This is a genomic window from Aeribacillus sp. FSL K6-1121, assembly GCF_038003725.1.
GTDB lineage: Bacteria > Bacillota > Bacilli > Bacillales > Aeribacillaceae > Aeribacillus > Aeribacillus composti.
In genome coordinates, this window is record NZ_JBBOPS010000001.1 from 141,284 (window position 1) to 165,963 (window position 24,680).

21 protein-coding genes and 1 other annotated feature are annotated in these 24,680 nt (G+C 39.4%); of the genes, 16 read left to right on the forward strand and 5 right to left on the reverse strand.

What is annotated here, in order from left to right; translation table 11 throughout:
- The first annotated feature begins 94 nt into the window (after positions 1–94).
- The 9 genes from NSQ61_RS00690 to murC all read left to right on the forward strand — a co-directional run bounded on the left by NSQ61_RS00690 (position 95) and on the right by murC (position 10,032).
- The gene (locus NSQ61_RS00690; protein ID WP_340808014.1) at positions 95–1,057 is read left to right on the forward strand and encodes an ABC transporter substrate-binding protein; all 963 of its coding nucleotides are present in this window, start codon (positions 95–97) and stop codon (positions 1,055–1,057) included.
- 17 nt (positions 1,058–1,074) lie between these two features.
- Entirely contained in the window at positions 1,075–2,043 is a 969-nt protein-coding gene (locus NSQ61_RS00695) for an ABC transporter permease (protein WP_066248901.1), read from the forward strand.
- Positions 2,018–2,806: an ABC transporter ATP-binding protein gene (locus NSQ61_RS00700; protein WP_094244635.1), complete on the forward strand. Its 789-nt coding sequence runs from the start codon at positions 2,018–2,020 to the stop codon at positions 2,804–2,806. Before NSQ61_RS00695 ends, NSQ61_RS00700 begins: the two co-directional genes overlap by 26 nt.
- A 105-nt stretch (positions 2,807–2,911) precedes the next feature.
- Positions 2,912–3,469: a helix-turn-helix domain-containing protein gene (locus tag NSQ61_RS00705; RefSeq protein ID WP_327856394.1), complete on the forward strand. Its 558-nt coding sequence runs from the start codon at positions 2,912–2,914 to the stop codon at positions 3,467–3,469.
- Between the two features lie 18 nt (positions 3,470–3,487).
- Entirely contained in the window at positions 3,488–4,207 is a 720-nt protein-coding gene (locus NSQ61_RS00710) for an AzlC family ABC transporter permease (RefSeq protein WP_340805662.1), read from the forward strand.
- Positions 4,200–4,505, forward strand: a complete 306-nt coding sequence (locus NSQ61_RS00715; protein WP_066248892.1) for an AzlD domain-containing protein — start codon at positions 4,200–4,202, stop codon at positions 4,503–4,505. The genes NSQ61_RS00710 and NSQ61_RS00715 overlap by 8 nt, the downstream gene beginning before the upstream one ends.
- 83 nt (positions 4,506–4,588) lie before the next feature.
- Positions 4,589–5,848: a M48 family metallopeptidase gene (locus NSQ61_RS00720; protein ID WP_339230274.1), complete on the forward strand. Its 1,260-nt coding sequence runs from the start codon at positions 4,589–4,591 to the stop codon at positions 5,846–5,848.
- Positions 5,849–6,001: 153 nt separating this feature from the next.
- Positions 6,002–8,530, forward strand: coding sequence for a DNA translocase FtsK (locus tag NSQ61_RS00725; protein WP_340805664.1), 2,529 nt, complete (start codon positions 6,002–6,004; stop codon positions 8,528–8,530).
- Between the two features lie 203 nt (positions 8,531–8,733).
- The gene (gene murC, locus NSQ61_RS00730) at positions 8,734–10,032 is read left to right on the forward strand and encodes a UDP-N-acetylmuramate--L-alanine ligase (RefSeq protein ID WP_063387332.1); all 1,299 of its coding nucleotides are present in this window, start codon (positions 8,734–8,736) and stop codon (positions 10,030–10,032) included.
- Between the two features lie 59 nt (positions 10,033–10,091).
- On the opposite strand, the gene NSQ61_RS00735 is transcribed toward murC, so the two are convergent.
- The gene (locus tag NSQ61_RS00735; RefSeq protein WP_066248885.1) at positions 10,092–11,207 is read right to left on the reverse strand and encodes an aminopeptidase; all 1,116 of its coding nucleotides are present in this window, start codon (positions 11,205–11,207) and stop codon (positions 10,092–10,094) included.
- A gap of 197 nt (positions 11,208–11,404) precedes the next feature.
- On the opposite strand from NSQ61_RS00735, the gene NSQ61_RS00740 reads away from it, so the two are divergent.
- The 4 genes from NSQ61_RS00740 (at position 11,405) to ccpA (ending at position 15,111) form a co-directional block, all read left to right on the forward strand.
- Positions 11,405–11,836, forward strand: coding sequence for a DUF948 domain-containing protein (locus NSQ61_RS00740; protein WP_063387334.1), 432 nt, complete (start codon positions 11,405–11,407; stop codon positions 11,834–11,836).
- Positions 11,837–11,868: 32 nt separating this feature from the next.
- Positions 11,869–12,312, forward strand: coding sequence for a YtxH domain-containing protein (locus NSQ61_RS00745; RefSeq protein WP_340805667.1), 444 nt, complete (start codon positions 11,869–11,871; stop codon positions 12,310–12,312).
- Between the two features lie 477 nt (positions 12,313–12,789).
- The gene (locus NSQ61_RS00750) at positions 12,790–13,866 is read left to right on the forward strand and encodes a bifunctional 3-deoxy-7-phosphoheptulonate synthase/chorismate mutase (RefSeq protein ID WP_063387336.1); all 1,077 of its coding nucleotides are present in this window, start codon (positions 12,790–12,792) and stop codon (positions 13,864–13,866) included.
- A gap of 240 nt (positions 13,867–14,106) precedes the next feature.
- A complete protein-coding gene (gene ccpA, locus NSQ61_RS00755) occupies positions 14,107–15,111 on the forward strand; it encodes a catabolite control protein A (RefSeq protein ID WP_066248881.1) in 1,005 nt (334 codons plus the stop codon).
- A gap of 35 nt (positions 15,112–15,146) precedes the next feature.
- Here ccpA and NSQ61_RS00760 read toward each other — a convergent pair whose 3' ends face one another.
- Genes NSQ61_RS00760 through NSQ61_RS00770 form a run of 3 tightly spaced genes read right to left on the reverse strand, consistent with a single transcriptional unit; the run spans position 15,147 to position 17,653 of the window.
- Positions 15,147–16,343 carry an acetoin utilization protein AcuC gene (locus NSQ61_RS00760; protein WP_063387338.1) on the reverse strand — a complete coding sequence of 399 codons (1,197 nt, stop codon included), beginning with the start codon at positions 16,341–16,343 and terminating at the stop codon, positions 15,147–15,149.
- A gap of 1 nt (position 16,344) precedes the next feature.
- Positions 16,345–16,986 (reverse strand): acetoin utilization AcuB family protein, encoded by a 642-nt coding sequence (locus NSQ61_RS00765; RefSeq protein WP_063387339.1) that lies wholly within the window; start codon positions 16,984–16,986, stop codon positions 16,345–16,347.
- Between the two features lie 34 nt (positions 16,987–17,020).
- On the reverse strand, positions 17,021–17,653 hold the full coding sequence (locus tag NSQ61_RS00770) for a GNAT family N-acetyltransferase (RefSeq protein WP_066248879.1): 633 nt from the start codon (positions 17,651–17,653) through the stop codon (positions 17,021–17,023).
- 159 nt (positions 17,654–17,812) lie between these two features.
- Here NSQ61_RS00770 and acsA point away from each other — a divergent pair, with 159 nt between their 5' ends.
- Both acsA and NSQ61_RS00780 read left to right on the forward strand, forming a co-directional pair.
- Positions 17,813–19,528, forward strand: a complete 1,716-nt coding sequence (gene acsA, locus NSQ61_RS00775; RefSeq protein ID WP_063387341.1) for an acetate--CoA ligase — start codon at positions 17,813–17,815, stop codon at positions 19,526–19,528.
- A gap of 106 nt (positions 19,529–19,634) precedes the next feature.
- On the forward strand, positions 19,635–20,081 hold the full coding sequence (locus tag NSQ61_RS00780) for a GNAT family N-acetyltransferase (protein ID WP_340788173.1): 447 nt from the start codon (positions 19,635–19,637) through the stop codon (positions 20,079–20,081).
- Between the two features lie 129 nt (positions 20,082–20,210).
- Here NSQ61_RS00780 and NSQ61_RS00785 read toward each other — a convergent pair whose 3' ends face one another.
- Complete coding sequence (locus NSQ61_RS00785; protein WP_340805670.1) at positions 20,211–23,000, reverse strand: transglycosylase domain-containing protein; 2,790 nt, start codon at positions 22,998–23,000, stop codon at positions 20,211–20,213.
- A 128-nt stretch (positions 23,001–23,128) separates the two neighbouring features.
- Positions 23,129–23,344 (forward strand) — a binding site (T-box leader).
- Positions 23,345–23,392: 48 nt separating this feature from the next.
- Between NSQ61_RS00785 and tyrS the strand changes: the two genes are divergently transcribed.
- On the forward strand, positions 23,393–24,655 hold the full coding sequence (gene tyrS / locus NSQ61_RS00790; protein ID WP_340805673.1) for a tyrosine--tRNA ligase: 1,263 nt from the start codon (positions 23,393–23,395) through the stop codon (positions 24,653–24,655).
- Positions 24,656–24,680 lie beyond the last annotated feature (25 nt).

Here is a 24,680-nt window from a genome sequence, read left to right on the forward strand (position 1 = left end):
CAAAAATATATTGTTATAATTTAAAGCATAAAAGTAAAAAAGGGGGAAGAAAATTTTGAAAACTAGGATAGGAGCAATCGGAGGAATTTTTTTGATGGCGCTCCTCGTGCTGTCAGGTTGTGGAAGCAGCAAAGGGTCCAGCAGCGAAAGCAATAGTGAAGAAGGAAAGAAAGAAACATTTAAAATTGGTATCACTCAATTTGTAGCGCACCCGTCGCTGGATGAGGCATTGAAGGGATTTCAACAAGCAATTAAAGATAAAGGGTTAAATGTAGATTATGATATTCAAAACGCTCAAGGGGATCAATCGAATACCCAAACGATTGCGAATAACTTCGTCGGAGATAACGTCGATTTAATTTTTGCGAATGCAACGCCTAGTGCACTTGCTGCAGCAAATGCTACAAAGGATATTCCAATTGTATTTACATCCGTAACAGATCCTGTCGGCGCCGGGCTTGTGAAAGAGATGGAAAATCCAGGAGGGAATGTAACAGGAACAACTGATACCCATCCTGATGCCATACCGAAAACGGTGAAATTTATTGATCAATATTTAGATGGCAAAAGAATAGGAATGATCTATAATTCAGGCGAACAAAACTCTGTTGCACAAATTGACCTTGTTAAAAAAGCGACAGAAGGAACGGATTTGAAAATTGTCGAAGCTTCTGTTTCTACTTCAGCTGAAGTGAAACAAGCTGCTGAATCTCTTGTCGGCAAAGTCGATTGTTTTTACATTATCACTGACAATACCGTTGTTTCTGCGCTTGATTCGGTCATTTCCGTTGTAAATGAAAACGATATCCCGCTGTTTGTCGGTGAATTAGATTCAGTCAAAAAAGGCGGTTTTGCTGCGTACGGGTTTGAATATTATGACATTGGCTATGAAGCAGGAGAAATGGCTGCAAAAATTTTAACAGAAGGGAAAAAGCCGTCTGAACTGCCTGTTCAATATCCGCAAAACTTAAAGCTTCTCATTAATAAAAAAGCAGCAGCTGAGATGAACGTTAAGATTTTAGACGAGTGGAGCAAAGAAGCAGAGTTTATTGAGTAATTTGGAAGGGTGTTTACATGCTGACAGCAGTATATGGCTCACTTGAGGCGGGACTTATTTACGCAATAATGGCTCTCGGAGTCTATTTATCTTTTAGAATATTAGATTTTCCAGATTTAACGGTTGACGGTAGCTTCGTTACTGGAGCTGCCGTCGCAGCCGTCATGATCATAGACGGAGCTCATCCTGTTATGGCGACGATTGCCGGAATGATTGTCGGCTTTCTAGCTGGGATCTTAACGGGAATTTTACATTCGTATGGGAAAATTAATCCGTTGTTATCCGGTATATTAATGATGATCGCTCTTTATTCCATTAATTTGCGAATTATGGGAAAATCGAATGTTTCGCTTTTACAGGAGGAAACGCTTTTCTCAAAGCTGGCCGATGCGCTGGCACCGATCGATCAAGCCGTTAAGAGCGTCATTTCTTTTTCCCCGACCACATGGTCAGTCATCATTTCAATGGTGTTATTGGTCGCTTTTTTAAAGCTCATCCTTGATTACTTCTTAAAAACGGAAATCGGACTTGCTATAAGAGCTGTCGGAGATAACGAAGAAATGATTAAAAGTTTTTCGGCGAATACAAACTTTCTTAAAGTATTAGGATTAGGATTGTCAAATGGTTTGGTTGCTTTGTCAGGTGCGCTTGTCGCCCAATATAATGGCTTCAGCGATGCCAATATGGGAATTGGAATGATTGTGATCGGGCTTGCTTCCGTTATTATTGGAGAGGCAATTGTCGGCAGCAAGACGATTGTTCGGGCTACCTTAGCTGTTATAATCGGTGCTGTCATTTATCGTTTCATAGTCGCCTTTGCATTTAGATTTAACTTTTTTGAAACAGGCGATATAAAATTAATTACAGCTTGTATCGTCATTTTGGCGTTAATCATCCCGCGATATTTTGAAAAACGGCGTGAGAAAAAAAGAAAATTGGTAAGAAAGCGGGGTGAACAAGTTGCTTCAGCTAAAACACATTCATAAAGTGTTTAACGAAGGGTCATTGGATGAAAAAATCGCCTTAGATGGAATTCATTTAGAGGTCGAAAAAGGCGATTTTATTACGATTATTGGCAGCAACGGCGCAGGGAAATCGACTTTGCTGAACATCATAGCTGGAAAGCTGTTTCCCGATGAGGGGGAAGTCTGGCTTGACGGCGTAAATATAACAACACTTCCTGAGCATAAACGATCAAAATATATCGGCAGAGTGTTTCAAAATCCGTTGTCAGGCACATCGCCGACGTTGACCATTGAAGAAAATTTGGCGATCGCTTACGGCCGTGTTCACAAACGAACTTTGGCCAGAGGTGTAACGAATAAGCGGAAAAATTATTTTAAGGAGCAGCTGTCGCTTTTAGGGCTTGGATTAGAAAACCGTTTAAATGCGAAAGTAGGATTGCTGTCAGGCGGGGAAAGACAGGCGTTGTCGCTTTTGATGGCAACATTTACGAAACCGAAAATATTATTGCTTGATGAGCATACAGCCGCATTAGATCCCGCACGCGCAGAGGTCGTCCTGTCGCTTACGAAAAAATTTATTGAAGAATATAATTTAACAACGATTATGATTACACATAATATGCAGCAGGCGATTGATCTAGGAAACAGATTGCTGATGATGAATCGCGGAAAAATCATTTTTGAGGCATCTGCTGAACAAAAAGTAAAACTGACCATTCCGAAATTAATGGACGAATTTGCCAAAATTCAAGATGCAGTATCTGACCGGGTGCTCTTAAGCTGATATTTACCTCTTTCCATTCAGGGGAGAGGTTTTTAAATGCAATTTTGTTCAATATATAAAACAAATGTATGATATAATAAACAAAACATAAAAAAGGAGGAAAACATGAAGCCGATTCAGCAAATTATTGGGGAAAATTTTTGTAAAATCCGAAAAAGGATGGCGCTAAGCCTCGACAAGGTGTCTGAAAAGACAGGCGTTTCCAAAGCGATTCTGGCACAAATTGAAAGAGGGGAAGCGAATCCGACTGTCTCCACGCTGTGGAAAATAGCGAACGGACTTCATGTATCATTTTCCGCTTTGATGAAGGAGGAGGCGCCAAGCGTTCAAAAAATATCTTTATCAAACATACCGGCTATATCTGATGATGATGAAAAGTATAAAGTATACCCGATGTTTACGTTTGAAATCGGCAAGCCGTTTGAGGTGTTTGAAGCACATTTAGAGCCTGGACATGTCCATCAATCGGATGAACATGCGCACGGGGTGCAAGAAATTTTGATCATTCAAAAGGGAGCTTTAGAAGTTGTAATTGATGGATTTTCTTATGTTGTTTGCGAAGGGGAAGCGATCCGATTTGCAGCGGACAAAAAGCATGATTATAAAAATATAACGGATCAAAAAGTTAAATATTATGTGATCATTTATTATCCGGAAAACTAGAAATGGAGGTGATTCCGATTGCATTCGGCAGCATTGGCAAAATATAAATCGGAATTAATCCAAGGCATTCAAGCAGGAATCAGCATTGCCATCGGCTATTTCCCCGTTGCCATCGCTTTCGGCCTTCTTGCTGAAAGAACGGGACTTTCGATTGCGGAAACGGTGATGATGAGTGCAATCGTTTTTGCAGGAGCGGCTCAATATATGTCATTAAGCCTAATTGCTGCGCATGTTGGTGCATGGGAAATTATTATGACAACTTTCATTGTAAACATTCGCCATTTCCTTATGTCAGCATCATTAAATGAGAAAGTGGAGAAAGACTCCATATGGATAAAAGCTCTGTACGGCTTTGGTGTAACAGATGAAACATATGCAGTTGCGGCTGTCAGACAGGAAATGGTCACAGCACCATATATGTTTGGACTATGCTTGATGGCATATAGCAGCTGGGTGATCAATTCTGGAATCGGTTATATAGTTGGAGAAAATTTGCCCGCTTTCTTACAGGAAAGCATGGGAATTGCTCTATATGCCCTATTCATCGGCTTATTGGTTCCTTCATTAAAAAAACATCGGAAAATTATCGTACTAGCTTTATTATCTGCAGTGATAAATTCCGTTTTATTGACGACCGGACGGCTGTCTATAGGCTGGTCTATTGCATTGTCGTCCTTATTTTCTTCCGTTGTTGTGGAATGTATCTTTAGAAAATTAGAGGTGCAGCAAGATGAATAGCCAAATATTTTGGTTGATTATCGGAATGGGCGTTGTGACATACATACCGCGAATGCTTCCTTTTGTTATTTTCAGTCAATTACATCTCCCTCCGTTTTGGCAAAATGTATTAAAAAATGTACCATATGCAACATTAGGTGCATTGATCGTGCCCTCGGTCTTTTTTATTCACGAGGATTTCCTGTTTGGAGCAGTCGGTGCATTTACAGCGTTCATTGCTGCTTATTTCGGAGCCAACGTCTTTTTTGTAGTTATGTGTTCAATTGCCGTTTTATCTTTTTACAGCTTCTTTTTCTAAATATTTTGGAAAAGCAGTTCTATTACGATGTTTTTTTATCTAAACTACTAAAGGAGGGAGTTAAGCTCAAGGGGGTATTCGGCTTGAAAAAGAGTCTTCTAACGATCATTTTATTATATGCAGTTTACGGTTTGATTTTATACTTCTATTTATTCTTCTGGACGGGTTATGAGCTGCCGAAGGGAATTGAAGGTACTGCTGCTGATCCGAAAACGTTTTTAACGACAGAGGAGCTGCAGCTGTCAGAAAATTATTCACAATTAAAAAATTTGTTATTTTTCATATCCATTCCGTTAGAGTGGATCATCTTTTTTATTGTGCTAAGCTTTGGGATTTCAAAAACATTTCAGCAATGGGCGGAAACAGCATCCCGTTTCTTTATAGTCCAAACAGCTTTATACTATTTTTGGCTGTCATTGCTTGTCACTTTACTAACATTACCTGTCAGCTGGCTGAACTATAAACTGTCAAAGGATTTTCAAATCTCGACCCAGACGTTGAACTCGTGGCTGAAGGATGAAGTGACCGATTTTCTTGTGAATTATGTTTTAATGGCGGTTGTCGTCACGTTTCTATACATCATTATTCGAAAATTTGAAAAGCGCTGGTGGCTTTGGGCATGGTTTGCATCGATACCATTCACATTGTTTATAATGTTTATTCAGCCGGTAATCATTGATCCGCTGTACAACGATTTTTACCCGTTGAAAAATAAAAAGCTGGAGGAAGAAATTTTACAGCTAGCTTCCAAAGCAGATATTCCCGCGGAGCATGTGTATGAAGTGGATATGTCCTCCAAAACAAATGCGTTGAACGCCTATGTGACAGGAATAGGATCAAATTCGAGAATCGTTTTGTGGGATACGACGTTAAATAAATTAAGCGAAGATGAAATATTATTCATTATGGCTCATGAGATGGGACATTATGTGATGAAGCACATCTATATCGGAATAGCCGGGTATTTGCTTCTTTCCTTGGCAGGTTTATATATCATTCATCGGTTAATGATTTTTTGTACAAATCGATGGGGAAAAAGGCTGAACATTCAATCTATACGTGAATTGTCGTCGCTTCCTCTATTTCTTTTGCTGCTGGGGATGTTATCGTTCGCTTCAAGTCCTATATCCGGCATAGTATCAAGGTATCAAGAGAAACAGGCGGATTTATATGCAATTGAAATGACAAAAAACGAGGAAGCGGCTGTAAAAACATTTCAACATTTGGCGAAATTTAGCCGCAGCGAAATAAATCCGCCGAAAATAGTGAAATTTTTACGTTACGATCATCCGCCTCTGATTGAACGAATTATGTATATCGAAAATATAAAAAATAAAGAATAAACTCCTTGTTTATACAGGGAGTCTTATTTATTTTTAAATCTGTGATTTTAGCAATATAATATTAATGTTTGTCATTGCTTTTTAAACTTCCAAAAAGTATTTTTATTGATAAAATATAGGATGAGATTAGTATGAATGAAAGAGTGATCATAGATGAGCTGGTTGTCAAAACTGTTGCGGTTGTTTTTCGATAATCAGGAAGAAGAATATGAAAGAAAGATAGATAAAAACAATTCTACTGAAAAAATAAAAGATCAATCATTAACTGACGATAGATTAGAGATGCAAGCTAGAGTTACATATCAATATCCGAAAGGAAACTTTCGGTTTCCGCTAATATCCGATGATGAAACATTGCGAGAAACGAGACGCCCAGCGGATGCGGCAAAATCAAAAGCAAAAACATCTTCTGAACGCAAGCAGTCTCGACTGAATAGTGCACAAGGCGCACAAAAGGAAAGAAAATCTTTTCAGCCAACGGAAATCCCTTCACCGATTTTTGGATTTGGACCGAGGAATAGAGATGATTTATTTTTCAAAAAAATTGAAGAGCAATATCAGCAACAGACGGACATAGACGTACATGATATTTTCATCAATGATCTGGAAAAACAAAAAGAAGTGCAAAGGGAGTTTGCTGCAGCAGAAGAAATAGAAATAAATGAAATGATAGAATATGAAAACGATTATGAAAAAGAAATATCAAAAACACAAGATCACGAAGCTGAGGATTCATATTTTAAAATAACAGCACCGCCTTCGGAGGATAAACAGCGGGAAGCTGAGAAAGCTCAATCGGTCGAGGCTTCAAAGCTGGAGATGGAATCAAAGCAAGAGACGAATCTAAAACAGTGGACGGATCTAAACCAGGAGATGGAATCAAAGCAAGAAACGAATCTAAAACAGTGGACGGATCTAAACCAGGAGACGGGATCAAAGCAAGAGACGAATCTAAAACAGTGGACAGGTCTAAAACAGGAGACGGATCTAAAACAAGAGACAGTTCTAAAGCAGGGGACGAATCTAAAACAGGAGACAGATCTAAAACAAGGAACAGATCTAAATCAGGAGGAAGGTCCAAAACAGGAGACGAGCCTAAAACAGGAAGCGGATCCAAAGCATTTAGAGAAAAAGTCCGATGACAGACGAAAGCCTGTTTCCAGAGGAAAGCTTTCATCAAATCAAAACGAAAAGACAATTATTCCATATAATGTCATTATGTTTGGACAAGATAAACGAAAGCTTGAATTAAAGGAAAAACGGCAAAATTATTTGTTTCCGCCGCTCACCCTCCTGAACGTTCAGCCGTTTGAGGAAGAAGCGGATGATCAGTGGATAGAAAAGCAAAAGAATTTGCTCGATCTTACGCTGCAAAATTTTCATGTCAATGCAAAAGTGGTCAATGTGTCACAAGGACCTTCCGTCACGAGGTTTGAGGTTCATCCTGAACCCGGCGTAAAAGTGAGCAAGATAACTAACTTGATAGACGATATTAAATTAAGCTTGTCTGCAAAAGACATCCGGATTGAGGCTCCGATACCGGGGAAAAACACAATAGGGATTGAGGTGCCAAACCGGAAAAGCAAAACGGTTTTTTTAAGAGAGATTTTACGGTCGAAAGCTTTTCAAGCCAACCGCTCTCCGTTAACGGTTGCTCTGGGCCTCAGCATTTCAGGGGAGCCGATTGTGACGGATTTGAAAAAAATGCCGCATGGTTTGATTGCGGGAGCTACAGGGTCAGGAAAAAGCGTTTGTATCAATACGATTTTAGTCAGCCTGCTCTATAAAGCAACTCCAAATGATGTGAAAATGCTCCTCATTGATCCAAAAATGGTGGAGCTTGCACCGTATAACCGCATACCTCATCTCGTCAGCCCTGTTATTACGGATGTAAAAGCAGCTACTGCTGCACTGAAATGGGCGGTAGATGAAATGGAAAGAAGGTATGAATTATTTGCCCATGTAGGCGTTCGAGATATCGAGAAATTTAATGAACGAGTCGGCGACAAGGAAAAGGAGAAACGATTGCCGTACATCGTGATTGTGATTGACGAGCTCGCTGATTTAATGATGGTTTCGCCGAACGATGTGGAGGAGGCGATTTGCCGGATTGCCCAAAAAGCGAGAGCTTGCGGCATCCATTTATTAATTGCCACACAAAGGCCGTCTGTTGATGTTATAACCGGTTTAATAAAGGCGAATATTCCTACAAGAATAGCATTTTCCGTATCATCGCAAATAGATTCAAGAACGATTCTTGATACTTCCGGTGCAGAAAGACTCCTAGGAAGAGGAGACATGTTGTTTTTAGAAAACGGTTCTGCAAAACCGGTAAGAGTTCAAGGAACTTTTGTTTCTGATGATGAAATTGATCGCGTCGTTCACCATGTAAAAAACCAGATGGCTCCCAATTATTTGTTTAAACAAGAGGAATTGCTTGCGAAAACAAATTTCCAAGCAGAAGAAGATGATCTTTTTTATGAAGCCTGCGAGTTTGTTGTAGAGCAGGGGCATGCTTCGGCTTCAAGCCTTCAACGCCGTTTTCGAATCGGTTATAATAGAGCGGCCAGATTGATTGATTTAATGGAGGAGCAGGGGATCATTTCCCCGCCGAAAGGAAGCAAGCCGAGAGACGTGCTAGTGTCAGAAGAACAATTGAAAACAATAAAAGAGAGTAGTTGAGATGTACTGAACATGATATTATTAAAATGTTGGGCTGATTTTGGCAATGCCGATTTAAAACGATATACGTTGCTTTCAATTAGGTAAAACTAAAAGTATACAATATTGCGTTATGAAGCTTGCAGGAAATAAATATTATAGTTGCAAAACTAGTCATTCGTCATATATTATTTTACAGATAGACGATTGTTGGAGGTTCTTATATGACTGCTTATCATTTTGTTGGCATAAAAGGAACAGGGATGAGTGCTTTAGCTCAAATCCTTCATGATATGAATGAAAATGTACAAGGATCTGATATTGAAAAATATATTTTTACACAAAAAGGCTTGGAGGAACGGGGAATTCAAATATTTCCTTTTTCGAAAAATAACATTCACCCTGGTTTAACTGTAATAGCTGGTAATGCTTTTCCAGATACACACGAGGAGATTGAAGAAGCAAAGAGACTTCAATTGCCGGTTTACCGCTATCACAAATTTTTAGGGGAATTGATGAACAAATTCACAAGCATAGCGGTAACTGGCGTGCACGGTAAAACATCTACAACCGGTTTGCTGTCTCATGTTATGCAAGGTGCTTTTCCTACCTCATACTTGATTGGAGACGGAACGGGAAAAGGAGTTCAAAACAGCAAATATTTTGTCTTTGAAGCATGTGAATACCGGCGCCATTTTCTATCCTATCATCCGGATTATGCGATTATGACGAACATTGATTTTGACCACCCTGATTATTATCGTGATCTGGATGATGTTTTTTCAGCCTTTCAGCAAATGGCTTTACAAGTGAAAAAAGGAATTATCGCTTGCGGAGATGATGAGCGTTTACAGGAAATACAAGCGAAAGTTCCGGTATTATATTACGGTTTTCATGAGGAAAACGATTTTCAAGCGAGAAATGTGGTGAAAAGCACAACGGGAACTGTATTTGATGTATATATTCGGAATACGTTTTACGGCACGTTTGAAATTCCTGCATTCGGGGATCACAACGTTCTAAATGCGCTGGCGGTTATTACGTTATGCCAATACGAAAATATTGGAATTGATGTTATTCAGGAGCGCGTCAAAACGTTTAAAGGCGTAAAAAGAAGATTCAGCGCCAAAAATTTCGGAGGACAAGTGCTGATTGACGATTACGCCCATCATCCTACGGAAATAAAAGCAACAATTGAAGCTGCGCGGCAAAAATATCCTGACCGGGAAATTGTTGCTGTTTTTCAGCCTCATACCTTTTCAAGAACACAGTCATTTCTTAATGAGTTTGCGGATAGTTTAAAAAGCGCCGACAAAGTATACTTATGCGAAATTTTTGGCTCTGCCCGTGAAAACATAGGGAACCTCACGATTAAAGATTTGCAGGCGCAAATTGAACATTCAGAGTTAATCGATGAGACGAACATTAAAGTTTTGAAAAAGCATGAAAGCAGCGTTATTTTATTCATGGGTGCAGGAGATATTCAAAAATATCAAGATGCCTATGAAAAGCTGTGTGTTTAAAACAAAACGACTGTAACAAAAAATGTTACAGTCGTTTTGTTTTTATAGCGAAGAATGCACTATTTTAAATTCTCAGGATTTAGCTGCTCCAATTCCGGAATGACAAACAGTCCGTCTTTTCGGATCAATACGTCGTCAAAATAAATTTCTCCGCCTCCATATTCCGGACGCTGAATGACGACCAAATCCCAGTGGATATTGGAATGGTTGCCATTATACGCTTCATCGTAGCATTGCCCTGGCGTAAAGTGGAAGCTTCCAGCGATTTTTTCGTCAAACAGAATGTCCTGCATCGGGTGAAGGATGTATGGATTGACACCGATGGCGAATTCACCGATATATCTTGCTCCTTCATCTGTATCCAAAATGCTGTTTAATCGTTTTGTATCATTAGCTGACGCATCAATGATTTTTCCGTCTTTAAATGTTAACCGAACATTTTCAAATGTAAATCCTTGGTACGGAGAAGGCGTATTAAACGTAATGGTACCGTTCACAGAATTTTTAACAGGCGCTGTAAATACTTCACCGTCAGGAATATTCATGCGTCCTGCACATTTAATCGCAGGAATATCTTTGATTGAAAAAGTCAAATCAGTGCCAGGACCTTTAATATGTACTTTGTCAGTTTTGTTCATCAGTTCAACAAGCGCATCCATCGCTTTATCCATTTTTTCGTAATCAAGAGTGCAGACATTAAAATAAAAGTCTTCAAACGCTTCTGTGCTCATTTTTGCAAGCTGTGCCATGGATTCATTCGGGTATCTGAGAACCACCCATTTTGTTTTCGGAACGCGGATTTCACGATGCACCTTTTGCCCGATTGTTCTGCCTTCCAGCTTCATTTTTTCTTCTGGAACGTCAGCAAATTCATTAATGTTTTTGCCTGATCTGAGGCCTATGTATGCGTCCATTTCTTTCATGACATTTGCTTCGAAATCAGCCATCATTTCGAATTGTTCTTCTTGTCCTCCAAGCAATAAAGCTCGGTTTATTTGATGATCTTTAATGGAAACAAACGGATGCCCGCCAGCTTTGTAAGCCTCGCGGATGAGAGCAATCACAAGCTCCTTCTCAAGACCAAAGTTTTCAATAAGCACTTTTTCGCCTTTTTGCAGTTGGCATGAATAATGAATTAAAATTTTTGCCAATTTTTCGATTCTTGGATCTTTCAACTTGCCGGCCTCCTTTTTTTTCGTTATACAATAATATTGTAGCGTTTCCTGATTGGATTTAAAACTTGTTCTATTTTTGATATGATCGAAAGGATTCAATTGACAAAATGTCGAATAGATAAATGATTGCAGATTTTATGTTTGCATTCCGAAAAATTAGGGAATTGTATTATTGGTTTTACTTGGAGGTGCAGCAGTTGGAATTCATATTATATGCAAGCATTGCGCTAATAGCCGTAGCTTTTACAGTGTTAGTTGTTTATTTAGCCAAAACATTAAAATCTCTGCGCATTACACTCGATCAAGTAGCCGGGACGCTTGCGGGCCTTGAAAAGCAGGTGGAGGGCATTACAAAAGAAACAACAGATTTGCTTCATAAAACAAACCAATTGGCGGAAGACATTCAGAAAAAATCTGAGAAGGTCAACTCAGTGGTGGATGCCGTAAAAGAGATTGGAACATCCATTCAACAATTTAATCGGTCTATGAAAAAAGTTTCAGCGAGTGTAACTGGACAATTGGAAAAAAATGAAGAAAAAGTTGCTCAAGCCATCCAGTGGACAAATGCTGTGATGGAATTGATTGATAAAGTAAAGCAGAGAAAACGATCAAAGAAGCAAACTGATTAATTAATTTTACTTAAAAAACAGGAGGCGCAAACATGTCAAAAAAAAGCACGAATAAAAAAGGGTTCATAATAGGTTCTATTATAGGCGCTGTTGTTGGGGCAGCTTCCGCATTATTGCTTACGCCAAAGTCAGGAAAAGAGCTTCGCGAAAATTTTAATGATCAGGCGGGAAAAGTGAAGGAAAAAACATCAAAAATTACAAGCGAAGCATATGAAAAAGGAGTACAGTTTATCAGCTTGGCAAAAGAAAAATCACAAAATATTCAACAGAAAATCCAAGAGCAGTCTGAGGGCTTGGTAAAAAAAATAAAGGAACGAAGCAATGAAAATGAAATTTCTGAAAAAGAAAATCCTTCAGAATCCGCTGACACCGAGCTTGACGACGAACAAAGTCAGAAAACAGAAAATTTGACTGACACTTCACAAGCCTCAGATGAAGAGCTTCAAAGCGAAAACAATAAAGAAACAAAGTCATAGGTTTGGCAAGACAATCATCATCGGCAAACAAGCCGATGATTTTCGTTTACAGGAAAATAGGCAGCGAATAGAGGAAAAGAGCGTGAAAATTTTCATGGGGAATATTTTTCGAACAGTGTTACAAGTCCATCAGCCGGCAAGGTTTTCAAGAATTTTAAGCTTTTGCTGCTGATTGCCAAAGCCCTAATCATTTAGTTTACATGTACAAGAATTGTCCGATTCCATAACTGAAACATAATATAAATGAAATATAAATCCCCCAAATATTGTATAATAATTTTATCTGGCATGATGATCATTGGAAAATGACTTGTGAAGAACTGAAGAAAATATTTTGAAAAAAATAAACGCTTTACCACTTAAAAGCGTTTAATCGATAAAGAAATTTTTAGTGACATTTCAAGGAATATGGTTTATAATAAACCCTAATTAAAATCAAATGCTTAAAATTTTGACGGATGTGAAAGGGTGGAAAAAATGAGCAATACAGAATTAGAAGCGCTTAGGGAACGGGTTGATGAAATCAATTTGCAAATTTTAAAATTAATTAACGAGCGAGGCAAGCTTGTTCAAGAAATTGGGAAAGCGAAAGAAGCGCAAGGAGTTAACCGATATGATCCTGTCCGTGAACGAAAAATGCTCGATTTAATAAAAGAACATAATAATGGTCCATTTGAAGATTCCACTTTACAGCATATTTTTAAGGAAATATTTAAAGCGGCATTAGAGCTTCAAGAGGACGATCATCGCAAAGCATTGTTAGTATCAAGAAAGAAAAAGAAAGAGAATACAATCGTTGACGTCAAAGGCGAAAAAATCGGGGATGGCAGCCAATACTTTGTTGTCGGTCCTTGTGCGGTAGAAAGCTATGAGCAAGTAGCTGCTGTTGCGGAAGCAGCGAAGAAACAAGGCTTGAAGCTTCTAAGAGGCGGTGCATTTAAACCTAGAACATCACCATATGATTTCCAAGGTTTAGGTATTGAAGGCTTAAAAATTTTAAAAAGAATTGCTGATGAGTTTGATATGGCAGTTATTAGTGAAATTGTGTCGCCTCAAGATATTGATGTAGCCCTTGATTACATCGATGTCATCCAAATCGGGGCACGGAACATGCAAAACTTTGAATTGTTAAAAGCAGCAGGATCTGTTCGCAAGCCTGTATTGTTAAAACGCGGTCTTTCTGCAACGTTATCAGAATTTATGAATGCTGCGGAATACATTATTTCTCGAGGTAACGATCAAATCATTCTTTGTGAACGCGGAATTCGCACGTATGAACGCGCTACAAGAAACACGCTGGACATTACAGCAGTTCCGATTTTAAAACAGGAAACACATTTGCCTGTATTAGTTGATGTCACTCATTCAACAGGCCGGAAAGACCTTCTAATTCCTGCTGCAAAAGCTGCTCTTGCTATTGGGGCAGACGGTATTATGGCTGAAGTTCATCCGGATCCGGAAGTAGCTTTGTCAGATTCTGCGCAGCAAATGAATATTGAGCAATTCAATCAGTTTATTTCTGAATTAAGACCATTAGCGAAAGTAAATGCCTAATTGAATATCGTCTATTTTTTAAAAAAGGAGCCTTTTAAGGTTCCTTTTTTTGCGTAGATCGTTTACATTATTTAATGAAGGATATACTTTAATGAACATATTTTTTTAACGAAAAAGGTAAAAATATAAGAAAACACGTCAAGCACATTGCGGACGAATGCTTTGTATCGTATGATAAGAGTTATACGGAAGAGACTGTTATTTATTTGATATAGATCATTTAGATGAGGAGTGTTGATCATGAATAATGTGACGATATATGATGTTGCACGTGAAGCGAACGTTTCAATGGCGACAGTTTCACGAGTTGTAAACGGCAACCCGAATGTAAAGCCGACAACTAGAAAGAAAGTATTGGAAGCGATTGAGCGTCTCGGCTATCGGCCAAATGCTGTCGCAAGAGGGCTGGCTAGCAAAAAAACGACGACTGTAGGTGTTGTTATACCGGATGTATCAAGCACATTTTATTCAGAATTGGCTCGCGGGATTGAAGACATCGCAACGATGTATAAATATAATATTATTTTAAGCAATTCTGACCAAAATAAAGAAAAAGAATTGCATTTGCTTAACACCCTTTTAGGGAAACAAGTGGATGGAATTGTATTTATGAGCGGCAATATTACAGAGGAGCATGTGGAAGAATTTAAACGTTCACCGGTTCCTATTGTGCTTGCATCAACTTTTGATGAGAACAATGAACTGCCTTCTGTTAATATCAATTATGAACAGGCAGCCTATGATGCGGTTAAGTTTTTAATCGATAAAGGACACAAACATATTGCCTATGTATCCGGGCCGATGGAAGAGCCTGTGAATAAAGTGAAAAAACTTAAAGGATACATACGTGCACTTGAAGAGGCAGGGATCAAATACGATGAACAATTTGTAGTAGAAGGAGATTATTCCTACGAATCCGGGATTGAAGCATTTGACAAAGTGTTGGAGCTGTCGCCAAAACCGACTGCAATCTTTGTTGGAACGGACGAAATGGCATTGGGCGTGATTCATGCCGCTCAAGATAAAGGCTATGAAATTCCGAAAGATTTTGATGTCATCGGCTTTGACAATACTCGTTTGGCGACTATGGTTCGTCCGCGATTAACAACCGTTGTCCAACCGTCTTACGATATCGGTGCGGTTGCGATGCGCCTGTTAACAAAATTGATGAACAAAGAGGAAGTAGATAATCATATTGTTGAACTCCCGCATCGTATTGAAATTCGGCAATCGACAAAATCATAATCTTTTTAAGCTGAAGAAAAAACGGCCAAGCTTTTTTAAAAAGTTTGGCCGTTAACATTTTTTTTTGCATTATATTCCCTTTGCTGCCGGATGAATTGCAGAGCCAATTCAAGAGTGTGATTGTTTTTTTCTTCAATTTCTTTTTTCCTTGGAATCGGTTGATATAACGGATCGGGATCTTCCCATGTTGGGATTAATTCAACGGGAGATTTCTCTTGCCATTTTTCCAGCCATTCTTTCGGAAGAGCCCCTTGTGCTTTGCAGCTTAAATTTTTCATCTCCAGCCAAATGAGCGACCAAGCTCTTGGAACAACCCGCCAAATATCGTAGCCTCCTCCGCCGACAGCTATCCATTTTCCATCGCAGTAGCTATGGGCAATTTCATGTGCAAGCTTCGGAATTTCCCGGTAAATATTGATGCTGGCGTGAAGATGAGTTAGTGGATCAAAATAGTGGGCATCAGCTCCGTTTTGAGTGACGATGACATCAGGCTTAAAGTACTCTGCAACTTCTGTAACGGCCTCTTTGTAAACTTTTAGCCATGATTCATCTTCGGTAAATGCATCTAACGGAATATTAAAGGCAAAACCGTATCCAGAACCTTGTCCCCGCTCATGAACTGTTCCTGTCCCAGGAAATAAATATCGCCCAGTTTCATGAATAGATAGTGTGCAAACGTTTGGCTCATCGTAAAACGACCATTGAACACCATCTCCGTGATGCGCATCCGTGTCAATGTACAGCACCCTTGCCCCATATTTTTCGATAATATATTTAATCGCCACTGCGCTGTCATTATATATACAAAATCCAGACGCTTTCCCCCTGAAGCCGTGATGAAGACCTCCGCCTAAATTTAAAGCATGCTTCGATTTTTCCATCATGACATGATCAACTGCTGTTAATGTCGCGCCAACAATAAGAGAACTGGCCTGATGCATGTTTTGAAAAATAGGTGTATCTTCCGTACCAAGTCCGTAGTTTAAAGCTTCATGCTCAGACAGCTTTCCTTCCCCTGCCTGTTTTACTGCACGAATATAGCCGGCATCATGAATAAGCTCCAGCTCCTCATCTGTTGCAAATCTTGGTTCAACTATTTCATCATCTTCAAGCGCTTTCAATTTTTTTAGCAAATCAACTGTTAATTCTACTCGCAGCTGGTTGAATGGGTGCTTATTACTAAATTTATAATTTAAAAATAAAGGGGAATAAATAAACACGCTGTCTTTCATGTTATTCCCCCATCATATGAGGCCATACAACGGTATAACCTTTTTTCTCAAGCTCAGTAATAAGCCCCATTGGATTCATCGTCTGCACCCGAAAAACTAGTGTTTTGAATTTTTCGTTTTCTTCCGGATACACAAAAACGCTGGAAATGTTTACTTTTCCTTTATGAAATACTGTTGCGACTTCTGAAAGCATTCCGGTTATATTGGGAACTCTTACTTCAATTCGGGAGCTGGGCTGATGGGCTCCAGTCAACTTTACAAACGTATTCAAAACATCTGTTTTGGTAATAATTCCGACAAGCTTGCCATTTGTAGTAATGGGGAGGCAGCTGATTTTATGCTCATAAAAAATCGTAGCAGCATCTTCAACAAAATCAAGAGGGTGTCCGGTTATGACATCGGTTTTCATAATGTTTTTAACTGGCTTGTTTAAAAGCGCATCCAATTTTTCATTTTTACTTAATATAGAGGGAGCAGCATCGCGAATATCTCTGTCTGATATAATGCCAATAAGGGTATTCTCTTCGCTGATGATCGGAATATGCTTGATTCTAGCTTTTTTAATTAAGTTTAAAGCATCTTGGATCGAGTGATCCGGAGAAAGCGTGAGTACGTTTTTTTGCATGATTTTTTCTATAATCATGTTATCCATCCCCTTTCCAAGAATAGCATGGCGATTAATACAAAAATCTGTTTGTAAACCTTAATTGGTCGAATTTCTGAATCGATTCGTTATCTACCCTTTTTCCAATACGAACCATTAGACAGTTTGCAGGATGAGAGCAAATTTCTGGATCATCTGTTGCATACCACTCAAGACCGCCTGCATTCATCATTTTTTCCATCATTTTTCTATACTCCCAAACATTTAAGCCAGTTCCCTTTAAATCCCAATGCCAATAATATTCCGTTGTAATAATGATGTAATCTTCCATTGCATCATCCATCATCGAAACAATCAATAAATTTTTTCCAATTTCACATCCGCGAAATTCTGGAATCACTTCAATGGCTCCTAGCTCAATTAAATTTTCCATCTTTCCTTCAGACCATCGTTCTAGAGGATCAGGGTATAAAAATGTAACATACCCGATGATTGTTTCGTCTTTTCTGGCAATAATAATCCGTCCTTCAGGAAGCTTGGCAATTTCTACAAGCGCTTTGTGCTGCCTTGGTGCAGGACGGAAAGCTGTTAAATCCTCATGAAATTTATAGCCTGCCAGTTTATCTGGGGGAATTGGCCCTTCGACAATCACCGTTCCATTTGGAGTTTCAATTTCTTTGGCATGATATGTTTTTTTATGTTCCATTCATTACACCGCCTACCAATCTAATAACCTATTCATATTATACAGGAATTGTCGAACATAATCGGATTTGTTTTGTAAAAAATTTTTACAAAATTGCGAAATGGAATAAAAAGTTATATAATGATAAACAAATATACTAATTTTTAGGGGGGTACTTCGATGAAAGTGGAAGCGCTACCAGCAATAAAAGGAAACCACAACTTAGCAAACTATGAGGAAGCATATGCGAGCTTTGACTGGAAAGAAGTAGAGGAGAATTTTTCATGGAGTAAAACTGGGAAAATCAATGCGGCTTATGAGGCGATTGACCGTCATGCAGATGGGGCCAAAAAAAATAAAGTCGCACTTTATTATCGCGATGCGAATCGTGACGAAAAGTATACGTTTGAAGAGATGAAAGAGCTCTCCAATAAAGCTGCGAATGTTTTAAAACAGCATACCGACCTTCAAAAAGGTGATCGGGTTTTCGTATTTATGCCTAGAAGTCCAGAGCTTTATTTTGTCATTTTGGGCGCAATTAAACTGGGAGCTATTGTAGGTCCTTTATTTGAAGCGTTTATGGAGAGCGCGGTAAAGGATCGTTTGGAAGATAGTGAGGCAAAAGTGATTGTAACAACAAAAGAGCTGCTGCCAAGAGTTCCAATTGATGAATTGCCTGCGCTCAAACATGTGGTGGTTGTTGGAGAAGATGTAAAAGAAGAAGGAAAAATAATCGATTTCTTTGCTCATTTTGAAAATGCAAGCAAAGATTTGGAAATTGAATGGGTGGATCGGAGAGACGGACTTCTTTTGCATTATACTTCCGGATCAACAGGAAAACCGAAAGGCGTTCTCCATGTCCATAATGCGATGATTCAGCATTATCAAACAGCAAAATGGGTTCTTGACTTGAAGGAAGAAGATATTTATTGGTGTACGGCAGACCCTGGATGGGTGACCGGAACAGTTTATGGTATTTTTGGTCCGTGGCTCCTAGGTGTTACAAATGTTATTGTTGGAGGCAGATTCAGCCCTGATTATTGGTATGAAACAATCGAAAAATACGGTGTCACTGTCTGGTACAGCGCTCCAACAGCGTTTCGGATGCTGATGAGTGCAGGAGACGAATTGGTGAAAAAATATAATTTAAGCTCTCTGCGCCATATTTTAAGTGTCGGAGAACCTTTAAATCCTGAAGTTATTCGCTGGGGAATGAAAGTATTTAATAAGCGCATTCATGATACTTGGTGGATGACGGAAACAGGCGGGCATCTTATTTGCAACTATCCGTGTATGGATATCCGGCCTGGATCAATGGGCAAGCCGATCCCCGGCGTAAAAGCAGCAATTATTGACGATCATGGAAATGAATTGCCTCCAAACCGAATGGGGAATCTAGCAATTAAAAAAGGCTGGCCTTCCATGATGCAAGCAATTTGGAATAATCCTGAAAAATATGAATCTTATTTTATCGGTGACTGGTATGTATCTGGAGACTCCGCTTATATGGATGAAGATGGATATTTTTGGTTCCAGGGACGGGTTGATGACGTCATTATGACTTCCGGCGAACGGGTCGGACCGTTCGAAGTAGAAAGCAAGCTTGTTGAACATCCTGCCGTAGCGGAAGCTGGAGTTATCGGCAAGCCGGACCCTGTTCGAGGAGAAATTATTAAAGCGTTCGTTGCATTGCGCAGCGGCTATGAAGCATCAGAAGATTTGAAAGAGGATATTCGCCAGTTTGTTAAAAAAGGACTGGCAGCACATGCAGCGCCACGGGAAATAGAATTTTGCGAAAAACTGCCGAAAACTCGAAGCGGGAAAATTATGCGCCGCGTGTTGAAAGCATGGGAGCTTAACTTGCCAACAGGTGACTTGTCGACGTTGGAAGATTAAAAATAATAGAAGCCGTAAGTCTAGTAAATAGGCTTGCGGCTTTGTTATTGGCATTAATAATAGATTGATAAAATAAACGCTAAAAATGGAAATAGGAGAGAAGCTTATGGAATCATCCCTTTTATTGAAAGAATTGCGAACGAAAGAGGAAATTTTAGAAGGATTTTCAGTGATGAAACATTTGCGGACTCATCTTGATGAACAATCATTTCTTGAATTGGTGCTTGAAGCTAAACAAAAGGAAGGATATCAATTAGTTGCTCTTTACCATCATAATAAAATGGTTGCCATCACCGGATTTATGCCAATGATCACTTTATACTACGGGCGTTTCATTTGGGTTTGTGATTTAGTGACATTGCCTGAAGAACGATCAAAAGGATACGGTGAAAAGCTTTTAACGTATGTTCATCAATATGCTGTAGAAAATGGCTATAATATTGTTTCTTTATCTTCCGGCTTGCAGCGCGTTGACGCACACCGCTTCTATGAAGAAAAAATGCGATACAATAAAGTAAGCTATGTTTTCTTAAAAAAGCTGCCGTCACACTAGCCAGTAAAAGATAAAAAGGACCACGTGCGGTCCTTTTTAAAATATTTATTGGGTGAAAGCAAGTTTTGCTGGGCTGTTTTTTCTCTTTCGTCTACTTTATTGATCGTTTAATGCATCTTTTCCATTCGCCTATTGTCTTGCATTTGCCGTCTGCTTCGGTTTTTGCTGCGGCTCTGCTTTTCCAGATTGCACCGTTTTTACAATGGCTGAAGGAGGAGACGTTTTTCCTGCCACATCAACTGCAACGACATAATAGGAGGCAGGAGATTTTCCGACTGAGATGCTTAAGTTATTTTTTGCAGGTATGCTGGCAATTTTTTTGAAACTATTTGAATTAGATGGAGCTGCATAAACCCTGTACCCGATAACATCATATTCACCGCTTTTGCTCCAGGATAATGTTGTTCCGCTAAGCTTTACAGCGGGCACTTTAGAAGGAGCCTTGCCATTATCTTTAAGAACCCTATTGCCGGTCAACGTCAAAGCCTCTATATTAACTCCGCTAGGCAGAAGTTTAGTCAATTGGGACACGTCTGAAATCCCAAGATTATTCAATACTTCTTTTTTCAGCAGAGGCCCTTCCTGGACAAATTCAGCCGGTGCATTTGCCGGCACTTGATAGGCTACGTTGTCTACTAAAACAAATTTGCCGTACGCCAAGCTTTTATCCACTTTATTCGGCAGAAATTTAGCGTTATACAAGTCAGTTTGAACGAGTCCAGCTTTCTTACATAATTCAGAAGGCAGATCCCCAGAGAGGGCGCAATACGATCTTGAAACAATTCCTTTAGGCATTTTAAAGGAAGTGTTAGGATCTATTAAGTCAGGTTTGACGCTGTATGCGGCGTTCATTAATTTTGCCCAAAGCAATATATTTCTATTGCTGTAGGTCAAACCTTTGTAGGTCGTTTCCAGCCTTTTCGGCGTGTCATAACCGATCCATGTGCCGAAGGATACATTAGGATTTACAGCAACAAACCATGCATCCCGATAATCCTGCCCAGTTCCTGTTTTTCCAGCCCAATCAGATTGAAATGATAGATACCTTTTTAAAGAGGAAGCCGTTCCGCTTTGAATGACATCCCGCATCATATCAATCATTAAATAGGCTGTTTGAGGGGAAAAGACCTTCTCTTTCTTGCTGTTATGTTGATATATAACTTTTCCGTCTTGTGTTTCAATTTTTTCAATCATGTAGGCGTCGACAAATTCACCGTTATTGGCAAATGTTGCGAAGGCGTTTACGTTTTCCTCCACGGTTACTCCGTAAGTCATTGCCCCAAGAGCGAGGGAGAATGAACTGTAATCTTCTTGAGCAAGTGAACTAAATCCCATTTTTTCTAAATAGGATACCGGATTTTGCGAAATAATTTTTGCATAGGTTTTTACCGCCGGAATGTTATATGAATGTTTCAATGCTGTTCGAATACTTGTTAATCCGTGATAGCCGCCTCCATAGTTTTTCGGCTGATATTTCCCGATTGAAAATGGAAGATCTGCCACAACAGTTCCCGGCTGGACGATGCCCATTTCCATCGCGGGTGCATAGACAGCGAGCGGTTTCATTGTTGAACCGTTTGGTCTTAATGCTCTTGTAGCATGGTTTGTCTGCTCCCTGTTATGATCACGGCCGCCAACAAAGGAGATAATTTTTCCAGTTTTGTTTTCGATTAAAACAGCGCCGACTTCAACCGGTTCCTCGATGGTTACGGTCTTGCCTGTTTCAGGATCTTTTTTCTTTTCAAGCTTTGGACTTCCGTAATACTCGTAGTTTTTGACAACCTCTTGCATTTTGTCATAAATTTTCTTGTTAATGGTCGTATGAATGTTGTAGCCGTTTTGTCTCATGTCTTGATCGGCCAGCGCCATGTATCGATTAAACAGCTCTTTATTATTTTTTCGGAGATCCTCCAGCTTGTGACCGTCTTTTTTCGCCAGCTGCTCAGCCAGTATATCCTTCACTCTTTTTTCAACTTCGTATATAATCCAAGGATATTGCTCAATATCAGGTTTTTTCTTTTTGGCTAAATGAGCCTTTAAATCAAACTTAAGTGCTTCTTCATATTCTTTTTTTGTAATATATCCTTCTGCAAACATTTTTCTTAGGACGGTTTTCATTCGGTTTATACCAGGCTGTAAATCTTCTTTTACTTCTCCGTCCTTTGTGAACGGTGTATAAGCAAAAGGATTTTGAGGGAGACCAGCGATAAAAGCTGCCTGCGGTATCGATAAGTCTTTCGCATCTATGCCAAAAATCCCCTGCGCTGCAGCCTGCACGCCTGCAATGTTTCTTCCGGAGCTGTTTCGTCCAAATGATGATACATTTAAATAGGCTTCTAATATTTGATCTTTCGTAAAATATTTTTCTAATCTCAATGCTAGCAGGATTTCTTTTGCTTTTCTTTCAAATGACACTTCGTTGGTCAATATTTGGTTTTTAATTAATTGCTGTGTGAGGGTGCTTCCGCCGGTTCTGACAGAAGAGTTTGAGAACTCCTGGAAAATCGCCCGCATGATCGCCTTTGGGACAATCCCTTTATGCTCGTAAAAATATTCGTCCTCCACTGCAACAATTGCATGTTTTAAATGCTCGGAAATTTGATCAATTTTGATTTTTTCACGTTCAAGATCTGTGCGAATTTTCCCTAAATAGACATTGTCTGCAAAGTACACTTTCGTTGTTTCAGAATAATCGTAAATGTCTTTTTCCAATTCTTTTTCGGAACGGATCGGCTCATCTTTTACAAGCGATGCAAAATAACCAGCTCCTAATCCTCCGATAAAGGAGAAGCCTATTAAACCGATAACCAATAGTAAAAGAAATAAGTTCCATGTTACGTTATAGGCAATGACCATTTTTTGCTGGTGCTTATGATAAAAGGAGCTTACCTTCCTAAAAAATTCGTACCATTTCTCCATTTTTCATCATCCCTCTACAAAATCTAGTTTATTATAGCATATTTTTTTCTCCGGTTGACGCCCTCTGTTCTAATCTTAGTTGACAAAGGATGTCAATTATGCTAAAAATGTTTATTAATGAAAAAAATACTTGAGCGTTGATTGGAGAAAGTAGCAGGCATTTCCCTGTTTCAGAGAGCTGATGGCCGGTGCGAATCAGCACATAAATGCTTTGTGAATTACCTCCATGAGCATTCTTTGTGAAAGTGAAGTAGCAAAGGACGGTTTTAGCCGTTATCAGAATGAGTGAAGAACATGCAAATGTTCTTAAGCAGGGTGGTACCGCGTAATTATACGTCCCTTCATGAAGGGGCGTTTTTTATTTGGATAAAATTTGAAAAGGAGTGGGTTTGATGAATGCTTTGCTAGAAGATTTAAAATATCGCGGACTCATTAATCAAGTAACGGATGAAGAAGGGTTAGATAAATTGTTGTCAGAGGAACAGGTGAAGCTGTACTGCGGTTTTGACCCGACGGCAGACAGCCTTCATATCGGGCATTTGCTGCCGATTTTAACGTTAAAAAGATTTCAAGAGGCAGGTCATCAACCGATTGCTCTTGTTGGCGGCGCAACAGGCTTGATCGGCGATCCAAGCGGAAAAAAACAGGAAAGAACATTAAATGAAAAAGAAACGGTGAAGCAGTGGTCAGAACGCATTAAGGAACAGCTTTCCCGCTTTTTGGATTTTGAAAAAGAAGGGAATCCGGCCATTTTGGCCAACAACTACGATTGGATCGGGCCATTGGATGTCATCACATTTTTGCGCGATATCGGCAAAAGCTTTGGCATAAACTATATGCTGGCGAAAGAAACTGTGCAGTCAAGAATTGAAACGGGCATTTCCTTTACGGAATTCAGCTACATGATTTTGCAATCGTACGATTTTTTAAAGCTGTACCAAACCTATGATTGCCGCTTGCAAATCGGCGGAAGCGACCAATGGGGAAATATTACGTCAGGACTTGAACTAATTCGAAAAACGGAAGAAAATGCGAAAGCATACGGTCTTACACTCCAGCTCGTCACGAAAGCCGACGGCACAAAATTCGGCAAAACGGAAGGAGGAGCCATCTGGCTCGATAAAGAAAAAACATCGCCTTACGAATTTTATCAATTTTGGATCAATACCGATGACCGGGATGTCATCAAATATTTAAAATATTTTACTTTCTTATCAAAAGAAGAAATTGAACAATTGGCAGAAGAAGTGAAAAATGCTCCTGAAAAACGGTCTGCGCAAAAAGCGTTAGCGGAAGAAGTGACAAAACTTGTTCATGGCGAAGAAGCACTCAAACAGGCAGTCAAAATTTCCGAAGCGCTGTTCAGCGGCAATATAAAAGCTTTAACAGCAGAAGAAATAAAACAAGGCTTTAAAGATGTGCCTTCGTATGAAACGACCGAAAATGAAATCGGATTAGTCGATTTATTGGTTCAAGCGAAAATTTCTCCATCGAAACGGCAGGCAAGAGAAGACATCGGAAACGGTGCGATTTACATTAACGGCGAACGGGTGCAGGAGCTTGATTATATTGTGTCTGAAAAAGACATCATCGAAGGTCAATTTGCTGTGATCCGCCGGGGCAAAAAGAAATATTTCTTAATTCATTTCAAATAATCATATGCCTCTGCTCACACTTTAG

Coding starts and splice junctions, on each gene's coding strand:
- NSQ61_RS00715 (WP_066248892.1), top strand. CDS start 4,200: ATGAATAGCCAAATATTTTGGTTGATTATCGGAATGGGCGTTGTGACA.
- tyrS (WP_340805673.1), top strand. CDS start 23,393: ATGAATGCTTTGCTAGAAGATTTAAAATATCGCGGACTCATTAATCAA.
- NSQ61_RS00780 (WP_340788173.1), top strand. CDS start 19,635: ATGGAATCATCCCTTTTATTGAAAGAATTGCGAACGAAAGAGGAAATT.
- murC (WP_063387332.1), top strand. CDS start 8,734: ATGACTGCTTATCATTTTGTTGGCATAAAAGGAACAGGGATGAGTGCT.
- NSQ61_RS00770 (WP_066248879.1), bottom strand. CDS start 17,653: ATGGAACATAAAAAAACATATCATGCCAAAGAAATTGAAACTCCAAAT.
- NSQ61_RS00690 (WP_340808014.1), top strand. CDS start 95: ATGGCGCTCCTCGTGCTGTCAGGTTGTGGAAGCAGCAAAGGGTCCAGC.
- NSQ61_RS00695 (WP_066248901.1), top strand. CDS start 1,075: ATGCTGACAGCAGTATATGGCTCACTTGAGGCGGGACTTATTTACGCA.
- ccpA (WP_066248881.1), top strand. CDS start 14,107: ATGAATAATGTGACGATATATGATGTTGCACGTGAAGCGAACGTTTCA.
- acsA (WP_063387341.1), top strand. CDS start 17,813: ATGAAAGTGGAAGCGCTACCAGCAATAAAAGGAAACCACAACTTAGCA.
- NSQ61_RS00750 (WP_063387336.1), top strand. CDS start 12,790: ATGAGCAATACAGAATTAGAAGCGCTTAGGGAACGGGTTGATGAAATC.
- NSQ61_RS00745 (WP_340805667.1), top strand. CDS start 11,869: ATGTCAAAAAAAAGCACGAATAAAAAAGGGTTCATAATAGGTTCTATT.
- NSQ61_RS00705 (WP_327856394.1), top strand. CDS start 2,912: ATGAAGCCGATTCAGCAAATTATTGGGGAAAATTTTTGTAAAATCCGA.
- NSQ61_RS00760 (WP_063387338.1), bottom strand. CDS start 16,343: ATGAAAGACAGCGTGTTTATTTATTCCCCTTTATTTTTAAATTATAAA.
- NSQ61_RS00725 (WP_340805664.1), top strand. CDS start 6,002: ATGAGCTGGTTGTCAAAACTGTTGCGGTTGTTTTTCGATAATCAGGAA.
- NSQ61_RS00785 (WP_340805670.1), bottom strand. CDS start 23,000: ATGGAGAAATGGTACGAATTTTTTAGGAAGGTAAGCTCCTTTTATCAT.
- NSQ61_RS00765 (WP_063387339.1), bottom strand. CDS start 16,986: ATGATTATAGAAAAAATCATGCAAAAAAACGTACTCACGCTTTCTCCG.